Source organism: Rhodanobacter sp. OR87 (assembly GCF_000473345.1).
Taxonomy (GTDB): domain Bacteria; phylum Pseudomonadota; class Gammaproteobacteria; order Xanthomonadales; family Rhodanobacteraceae; genus Rhodanobacter; species Rhodanobacter denitrificans.
In genome coordinates, this window is the sequence record NZ_AXBJ01000032.1 from 21,156 (window position 1) to 29,543 (window position 8,388).

Here is an 8,388-nt window from a genome sequence, read left to right on the forward strand (position 1 = left end):
AAAAAGCCTAGGCTTCGTACATCGGCAGCCGTTCGGGCGGCACGTCGGCAAGCAGCGGCGTCATACCGTCCTTGTCCGACAGCAAAGGTGCGCTGATCGGCCAGTCGATGCCCAGCGCGGCGTCGTTCCAGCGGATGCCGGCATCGGTCTTCGGGTCGTACAGCGCGGTGCACTGGTAGGTGAAGGTAGCGAATTCGGACAACACGCAGAAGCCGTGCGCGAAACCTTCCGGCACCCAGAAGTGGCGGTGGTTGTCGGCGGTCAGCATCACGCCGACGGATTGCCCGAACGTGGGCGAGCCGCGGCGGATGTCCACCGCCACGTCATAGACCTCACCTTCGAGCACGCTGACCAGTTTGCTTTGCGGGTTCGGCCACTGGTAGTGCAGGCCGCGCAGCACGCCGCTGGCCGAGCGCGAGACGTTGGATTGCACGAAGTTGACGTCGATGCCCGCCTCGATCCATCTGGCCTTGTTGTAGCTCTCGTAGAAGAAGCCGCGGGCATCGCCGAACACCTGCGGTTCGATGATCAGGGCGCCGGGCAGCGCGGTCTCGATCACTTTCATCGCACGTGGCCATGCCGGGTCAGCTGTTGCAGGTACTGGCCGTAGCCGGTCTTGGCCAGCGGCGCAGCCAGTGCCAGCAATTGCTCGGTGTCGATCCAGCCGTTGATGTAGGCGATCTCCTCCGGGCAGCACACCTTGAGGCCTTGCCGGTTCTCGATCGTCTCGATGTAGTTGCCCGCTTCCATCAGCGACTCGTGGGTGCCGGTGTCGAGCCAGGCGAAGCCGCGGCCGAGCTGCTCCAGGTGCAACGAGTCATCGTCGAGGTAGCAGCGGTTGAGGTCGGTGATCTCCAGCTCGCCGCGCGGCGAGGGCTTCAGCGACGCGGCGTAGTCGCACACGCGGGCGTCGTAGAAGTACAGGCCGGTGATGGCGTAATGCGACTTCGGCCGGGCCGGCTTTTCCTCCAGCCCGATCACCTTGCCGGCGTCGTCGAATTCGGCCACGCCGTAGCGCTCCGGGTCCTTCACCCAGTAGCCGAACACCGTGGCGCCGTGTTCGCGCGCGGCGGCGCGCTTGAGGCGCTCGGTGAAACCATGGCCGTAGAAGATGTTGTCGCCCAGCACCAGGCAGCTCGGCTTGCCGTCGACGAAGTCGCGGCCGATGGTGAACGCCTGCGCCAGCCCGTCGGGCGAAGGCTGCGCTGCATACCGGATGTCGATGCCCCACTGCGAGCCGTCGCCGAGCAGGCGCTGGAACATCGACTGCTCGTGCGGGGTGTTGATCACCAGCACCTCGCGGATGCCGGCCAGCATCAGCGTGGCCAGCGGGTAGTAGACCATCGGCTTGTCGTACACCGGCAGCAGCTGCTTGCTGATCGCGCGGGTGATCGGGTGCAGCCGGGTGCCGGAGCCGCCGGCGAGGATGATGCCTTTTTGCGAGTTGCTCATGCGCCGAGGCGCTCCATGCGGTAGCTGCCGTCGAGCACGCGCTGCACCCACGGCTGGTTGGCGAGATACCAGTCCACCGTCTGCGCGATGCCGGTTTCGAAGGTTTGCGACGGCCGCCAGCCCAGTTCGGCCTGCAACTTGCTGGAGTCGATCGCGTAGCGGCGGTCGTGGCCGGGGCGGTCCTTGACGTAGGTGATCAGCGACTCGCGCGAGCGGCCGTCGGCCAGTGGCCGGCGCCCATCGAGCAGGCTGCAGATGGTCTTCACCACGGCGATGTTCTCGCGCTCGGCATTGCCGCCCACGTTGTAGGTCTCGCCCACCCGGCCGGCGTCCAGCACGCGGCGGATCGCGCTGCAGTGGTCGCCCACGAACAGCCAGTCGCGGATGTTTCTGCCGTCGCCGTAGACCGGCAACGCTTCGCCGGCCAGCGCCTTCTGGATCACCAGCGGAATGAGCTTTTCCGGGAACTGGTACGGCCCGTAGTTGTTCGAGCAGTTGGTGGTCAGCACCGGCAGGCCGTAGGTATGGTGGAACGCGCGCACCAGGTGGTCGGAGGCGGCCTTGGAGGCCGAGTACGGCGAGTTCGGCGCATACGGCGTGGTCTCGGTGAACTTGCCCTCGACGCCGAGCGAACCATACACCTCGTCGGTGGACACATGCAGGAAGCGGAACGCCTCGCGGGCGCCGCCTTCCAGGCCGCGCCAGTAATCGCGGGCGCATTCCAGCAGGCCCAGCGTGCCCACCACGTTGGTCTGCACGAACTCGGCCGGGCCGTCGATCGAGCGGTCGACGTGCGATTCGGCGGCGAAATTCACGATCGCGTCGGGCCGGTGTTCGGCCAGCAGCCTGGCCACCAGCGCGCGGTCGCCGATGTCGCCGTGCATGAACACATGCCGCTCGTTGCTCTGCAACGACGCCAGCGTGTCCGGATTGCCGGCGTAGGTGAGCTTGTCCAGGTTGACGACCTGCAGGCCATCGGCCACTGCCTGCAGCACGAAATTGGCGCCGATGAAGCCGGCTCCGCCGGTGACCAGCAGGGTCTTGCTCTTCGTGGATGATTCGTTCATCAAGATGTCCTGGGTTTCAGCTGAGCGGGTCTGCAGGGCGGTTCGAGCGCCGGGTGGGCAGTAAATGATGCCGGTTCCGGACGCGATGACCAAGCGCCGGCCGTGTTCGCGAAGGTGTCGAAGCGAGAAAGATGCTGAAAAACCGACAGTTTGCTCACTTTGGGATGAACGTCATCCTCATCCGTATACCCGATAGTTGCCGCTTAACGGCTAGAATCACGGGCTTGATCGTCACCCAGGCGATCCGTTCGGCGGGTCGGGAGAAACAGAGCGATGAAAAGCGGCAAGCAACGCAGTGAACAGGGAATGGGCACCCGCGCGATCCACGCCGGCCAGCATCCCGATCCCAGCACCGGCGCCATCATGACGCCGATCTACGCCACCTCGACCTACGTGCAGGAGAGCCCGGGCAAGCACAAGGGCTACGAGTACTCGCGCACGCAAAATCCTACGCGCATGGCCTACGAACGCTGCGTGGCGGACCTGGAGGGCGGCGTGGCCGGTTTCGCGTTCGCCTCCGGCCTGGCCGCCGCGGCGACCGTGCTGGACCTGCTGGATTCGGGCAGCCACGTGATCGCGATGGACGACCTCTACGGCGGCACCTACCGCCTGTTCGAGAAGGTGCGCCGGCGCTCGGCCGGGCTGGACTTCAGCTTCGTCGACCTGAACGACATGGCGGCGCTGAAGGCGGCACTGAAGCCGAACACCCGGATGATCTGGGCCGAAACGCCGACCAACCCGATGCTGAAGCTGGTCGACCTGGCCAAGGTCGCCGCGTTCGCGAAGAAGCACGGCCTGATCCTTGTAGTCGACAACACGTTTTGCTCGCCGATGATCCAGCGGCCGCTGGAATACGGCGCTGACCTGGTGCTGCATTCGGCGACCAAGTACATCAACGGCCACTCCGACATGGTCGGCGGTATCGTGGTGGCCGGCAGCAAGGAACTGGCCGCGCCGATGGGCTTCCTGCAGAACTCGGTCGGTGCGGTGGCCGGCCCGTTCGATGCGTTCCTCGCCATGCGCGGCCTGAAGACCCTGCACCTGCGCATGCGCCAGCACTGCGCCAGTGCGCTGGAGCTGGCGACGTGGCTGCAGAAACACCCGGCGGTCGAGCGGGTGATCTATCCCGGTCTGAAGAGCCACCCGCAGCATGCGCTGGCGAAACGCCAGATGCACGGCTTCGGCGGCATCGTCACGATCGAGGTGAAGGGCGGCCTGAAGAAGGCCAAGCGCATGCTGGAGCGCTGTGAATTGTTCGCGCTGGCCGAATCGCTCGGCGGTGTCGAGAGCCTGATCGAGCACCCCGCCATCATGACCCATGCCTCGGTGCCTGCGGCGAACCGCAAGCGGTTGGGGATCAATGATGGTTTGATTCGGCTCTCGGTTGGGGTGGAGGATCTGGCCGATCTGCGCGCAGAGCTGACTTACGCGTTAGGTAGCTGACCATGGCAATCAAATATGCCTGTGCGGACATGACGATGGGACGCATGTGGTGAACATTATCAGCCGCTCAAGGATGACTTTCGGTGTCGGGCTGTTGAACTTGTCTGCATGGATTCGTCGACAGCCATGGCTCAAGGCGATTTATCGTCATGTCCCACCGATAGTCAGAAACAGGATATCTGAGGCGTTGGCTGCGCGCGTCAGTGAGCAAATCAAGTTTCAGCGGACGTCGAACTGGCAGCAACATGCACACCAGTCCGATCCGACATGGGTAGCCATACCTAGCGACAAGTACGGCAAAGCCGTGGGCGTGAACATTTTTGCCTATGCCCGCGGTCAGTTCGGATTGGCCGAAGGCGCGCGTCTTTATGCGTGGGCCTTGCTGGCCGAAGGTTATCCGGTGGCCATCCATGACATTCCCATCGATATACCACATGGAATGGATGACACCAGCCTTGACCTGCACATCGGCAAGGAGACGCCTTACGGTGTCAACCTGATTTTCGTCAATCCGGACTATCTGGACGAGGCCATTGCAATCATCGGTCGCGAGCGCTTGGGTGATCGTTACATGATCGCTTGCTGGTTCTGGGAGCTGGAGGTGTTTCCAGAGGAATGGTTACCAGCGCTGCAGCGGGTGGACGAGGTCATGGTTTCTACCCGTTTCATCGAAGCGGCGGTCAAGCGTATTACCGAAAAGCCCGTTTGGCATGCCCCGTTGCCAGTCAGCGAGGCGCGTGACAGTGGGTTGATGCGTTCAGACTTCGGCTTGGATGATGACGTTTTCGTCTTTCTGAATAGCTTCGATTTCAACTCTTTCTTGGCCCGAAAAAATCCGCTCGCCGTTATCAGGGCGTTTCAGTTGGCCTTTGCTGATGGTCGGCGTGATGTCAGGCTGCTGATCAAATCGAGCAATGGCCATCGGCACCCCGCAAAGCTGCAGGAATTACTGAAGGCGGCAGCTGCTGACCGTCGCATTATCATCCGTGATGAGGTGATCGATCGCAGTGACGTGCAAGCGCTACAGCGTTGCGTTGATGCGTACATTTCACTGCATCGAGCTGAAGGTTTCGGGCTGGGGCTCGCCGAGTGCATGCGTTTGGGCAAGCCCGTGATCGCCACGGCATGGTCGGGCAACATGGAGTTCATGACTTCGGACAACAGTTGTCTGGTGGACTACCAGTTGGTACCGGTAGGTGAAGGTGAGTATCTTCATCACACAGGGCAGCGATGGGCTGAGCCCAGTGTTGCGCATGCTGCCGGTCTGATGCGCAAGGTGGTCGAGGATGGTAATTTTGCTAAGAGGATCGGGGCGCAGGCTGCGCTGGATATCCGTGACAGGTTTTCACCACATGCAACGGCACATCGGATAATTCTCCGGTTGGAGGCGTTGTCGTTACATTCAGGTGCGGCCGTCAAAACGGGCATCGTTTCGACAATTGGCACTACCTAAGGGAACGAGCTGCATGAAAGAGATTTTCGCGGCGATCTGGAGTTATCGTCACTTCATCGTGTCGTCGATCAAAAACGACCTTCGCTCGCGGTTCGCACGGAGCAAGTTGGGTGCCCTGTGGATGATTTTGCAGCCGTTGGCACAGGTTGCCATTTACGCTTTGGTACTGTCGCGCATCATGGCGGCCAAACTGCCGGGCATCGACAACCGTTATGCGTATGTGATTTACCTGATGGCCGGCATGATTGCCTGGTCGCTGTTTGCCGAAGTGGTAACTCGGTCGCTGACCATATTTGTTGACAATGGTAATTTGATGAAGAAGATGGCATTCCCGCGTGTCTGCCTACCCATTATCATTGCCGGATCTTCTCTGGTGAATAATTTGTTGTTGCTCGTGACGGCAGTGGGCGTATTCGTGCTGATTGGCCATTCGCCGAGTGTGGCGATGTTGTGGCTTCCACTTCTGATCGGTATAAATTTGGCATTTGCTCTCGGTCTTGGTCTTATCCTTGGTGTACTCAATGTGTTTGTCAGAGATGTCGCTCAGTTCATGATGGTGGTATTGCAGCTACTGTTCTGGCTGACCCCGATCGTTTACATGCCAAGTATTATTCCGGATCGCTTGCGTGCTCTGCTGGAATTCAATCCAATGATGCACATGGTCATTGCCTTCCAAGACGTTCTTCTCTACGGGCGTGCACCCAGCATCGCCGGGTTGGCCGTTATTGCAGCAACAGCGACCGTCCTGTTACTGTTTTCATTGATTTTGTTCAGGCGTTCGGCGCCGGAAATGGTGGATGTGCTGTGAGTGAACCACTGCTTGCTGTGCGCGGACTTGGCAAGGCCTTTCGTGATTATGGATCGGAGTGGCGTCGATTTGCCTCATGGCTTGGGGTTCGCAAGCGCGCCAAAACAGAGACTTGGGTCCTCCGCGGAATCTCATTTAACGTCGCGCGTGGCGAATCCATCGGTATCGTCGGTCAGAATGGTGCCGGAAAGAGCACTCTGCTCAAACTGATAACGGGCACACTCAGGGGAACCGAAGGTGCCGTTGCGGTGAATGGGCGAATAGCAGCCATTCTCGAGCTGGGCATGGGTTTCAGCCCAGATTTGAGCGGCCGCTCCAACGTCTATCACACTGCCGGGCTCATGGGATTCTCTCGGGCAGACATTGATGGCGCCATGTTGGCCATCGAAGAGTTTGCCGAGATTGACGAATATTTCGACGAGCCAGTGCGCACTTATTCGAGTGGCATGCAGATGCGCGTTGCTTTTGCAGTGGCAACGGCGTTCCGTCCAGACATTCTCATCGTAGACGAGGCACTGTCCGTGGGCGATGCCTATTTCCAGCACAAATGTTTTAAACGAATACGCGAGTTCCGCGAGCAGGGTACGAGTCTGCTGATCGTTTCCCACGACAGCAGTGCGGTGCAAACCCTGTGTGATCGCGCGTTGCTCCTGGAGAACGGCGCGCTTGTAAAAGACGGCGATCCGGCGGAAGTCATGGATCTATACAATGCGCTGATCGCGGAACGCGAGAACAGTACAATTACGATTTCAAATCACGCCAGCGGCCGCGTGCAGACCGTTTCAGGTAGTGGTGAAGCCTCGATTGAAAGTATCGCGCTCCTCAACGCTGCTGACGAGTCGGTGGAGTTTGTTGATGTTGGTCAGTCCGTGACCCTGCTTGTTCGAGTGATTGTGCGAGAAGACATCCCGCGACTGGTGCTCGGTTACATGATCAAGGATCGTTTGGGGCAGCCGGTTTTCGGCACTAACACGCATCATACGAAGCAGGCCTTGGAAAACGTACGGGCGGGGCAACGCATTGAGTTCCGTATCAGCTTCCCGATGAATTTCGGGCAGGGGAGCTACTCGGTTTCGACTGCGTTGGTCAGCACGGACACCCATCTCGTCAATAACTACGAATGGAGGGACCTTGCGCTGGTCTTCAATGTTTCAAACATGTCGCGCCCTGTATTCGTGGGATCGGCGTGGGTTCCCCCACAGATCGAGGTTGGGAGTCCATGAGTTTTATCTCCTATGCTCAGAATTACGAAGACGTGATGCTCATTCGCGCACTGCGCGGGGTCAAGCACGGCTTCTACATCGATGTTGGTGCGCAGGATCCAGTTGACGATTCAGTGACCAAGGCGTTTTATGAAATGGGTTGGCGCGGTATCAACATTGAGCCGGTCACGCACTGGTTCCAGCGACTGGTTGCCGATCGCCCGCTTGACATCAATCTGCAGTTGGCCGTGTCCGATAGTCCTGGCAAGTTGCACTTGTTCGAGGTGATTGATAGCGGGCTTTCAACGACCGACCGTGTTTTTGCGGAACGTCATGCGAAGGCCGGACACCAGATCCGCGAGTCGGATGTGAAATGCGTGACCTTGGACAAGGTCTGCAAAACCCACCAGGTTGGTGAAATTCACTTTCTCAAGATCGATTGTGAGGGGGGCGAGGCAGCGGCGTTGCGCGGTCTTTCGCTGGAGCGCATACGCCCGTGGGTGATACTGCTCGAAGCTACCGAACCCAATAGCCAGACGCCTGCTTATATGGAATGGGAGCCGCTGCTCACAGGACGTGGCTATCACTTCGTCTATGAGGATGGCCTCAATCGGTTTTATGTAGCCGACGAGCATGCCGAATTGGACCAGGCGTTTTCCCGCCCGCCGAATGTCTTTGATTATTTCGTGCGCGCTTCCGAGGCTATGGCGCGCAACCATTTGCAGGCGGCGCAGGGCGATCTTTTGGCTATGCGCGACGCACAACGCGTGGTACGGGCCGAATCGGATTCTGAGCAGCTACGTGCCAGTGTCGAATACCTGCGCAGCGAGAACGAGCGTCGAGAGGCAGCCCTGGTGGGGCAGCGACGGCTGCTGGACGAGGCCTCGGAACGTGAGGCACAGAGCGTGGCACGCGCGCAAACTGAGAGTGAGCAGTGGCGAATCAATGCCGAGTACCTGCGCA

General features: G+C 60.0%; 8 protein-coding genes. 5 read left to right on the forward strand and 3 right to left on the reverse strand.

Going from position 1 to position 8,388, the window contains the following annotated elements:
• Nucleotides 1-7 precede the first annotated feature (7 nt).
• The 3 genes from rfbC to rfbB are packed head-to-tail and all read right to left on the reverse strand — an operon-like array spanning nucleotide 8 to nucleotide 2,519.
• A complete protein-coding gene (gene rfbC / locus RHOOR87_RS0117410) occupies nucleotides 8-565 on the reverse strand; it encodes a dTDP-4-dehydrorhamnose 3,5-epimerase (RefSeq protein WP_027485757.1) in 558 nt (185 codons plus the stop codon).
• On the reverse strand, nucleotides 562-1,452 hold the full coding sequence (gene rfbA, locus RHOOR87_RS0117415; protein ID WP_027485758.1) for a glucose-1-phosphate thymidylyltransferase RfbA: 891 nt from the start codon (nucleotides 1,450-1,452) through the stop codon (nucleotides 562-564). The genes rfbC and rfbA overlap by 4 nt, the downstream gene beginning before the upstream one ends.
• The gene (gene rfbB / locus RHOOR87_RS0117420) at nucleotides 1,449-2,519 is read right to left on the reverse strand and encodes a dTDP-glucose 4,6-dehydratase (RefSeq protein WP_027485759.1); all 1,071 of its coding nucleotides are present in this window, start codon (nucleotides 2,517-2,519) and stop codon (nucleotides 1,449-1,451) included. Before rfbB ends, rfbA begins: the two co-directional genes overlap by 4 nt.
• Nucleotides 2,520-2,792: 273 nt before the next feature.
• Here rfbB and RHOOR87_RS0117425 point away from each other — a divergent pair, with 273 nt between their 5' ends.
• The 5 genes from RHOOR87_RS0117425 to RHOOR87_RS19405 all read left to right on the forward strand — a co-directional run.
• A complete protein-coding gene (locus RHOOR87_RS0117425; RefSeq protein ID WP_027485760.1) occupies nucleotides 2,793-3,962 on the forward strand; it encodes a PLP-dependent aspartate aminotransferase family protein in 1,170 nt (389 codons plus the stop codon).
• A 49-nt stretch (nucleotides 3,963-4,011) separates the two neighbouring features.
• The gene (locus RHOOR87_RS19400) at nucleotides 4,012-5,415 is read left to right on the forward strand and encodes a glycosyltransferase (RefSeq protein ID WP_231381829.1); all 1,404 of its coding nucleotides are present in this window, start codon (nucleotides 4,012-4,014) and stop codon (nucleotides 5,413-5,415) included.
• Between the two features lie 13 nt (nucleotides 5,416-5,428).
• Nucleotides 5,429-6,223, forward strand: coding sequence for an ABC transporter permease (locus RHOOR87_RS0117435; protein ID WP_027485761.1), 795 nt, complete (start codon nucleotides 5,429-5,431; stop codon nucleotides 6,221-6,223).
• Nucleotides 6,220-7,446 (forward strand): ABC transporter ATP-binding protein, encoded by a 1,227-nt coding sequence (locus RHOOR87_RS0117440; RefSeq protein ID WP_027485762.1) that lies wholly within the window; start codon nucleotides 6,220-6,222, stop codon nucleotides 7,444-7,446. The genes RHOOR87_RS0117435 and RHOOR87_RS0117440 overlap by 4 nt, the downstream gene beginning before the upstream one ends.
• Nucleotides 7,443-8,388, forward strand: a 946-nt coding sequence (locus tag RHOOR87_RS19405; protein ID WP_155950975.1) for an FkbM family methyltransferase, incomplete at its 3' end; no start/stop codon positions are given. The genes RHOOR87_RS0117440 and RHOOR87_RS19405, both read left to right, overlap by 4 nt.

Coding starts and splice junctions, on each gene's coding strand:
- rfbA (WP_027485758.1), bottom strand. CDS start 1,452: ATGAGCAACTCGCAAAAAGGCATCATCCTCGCCGGCGGCTCCGGCACC.
- rfbC (WP_027485757.1), bottom strand. CDS start 565: ATGAAAGTGATCGAGACCGCGCTGCCCGGCGCCCTGATCATCGAACCG.
- RHOOR87_RS0117425 (WP_027485760.1), top strand. CDS start 2,793: ATGAAAAGCGGCAAGCAACGCAGTGAACAGGGAATGGGCACCCGCGCG.
- rfbB (WP_027485759.1), bottom strand. CDS start 2,519: ATGAACGAATCATCCACGAAGAGCAAGACCCTGCTGGTCACCGGCGGA.
- RHOOR87_RS0117435 (WP_027485761.1), top strand. CDS start 5,429: ATGAAAGAGATTTTCGCGGCGATCTGGAGTTATCGTCACTTCATCGTG.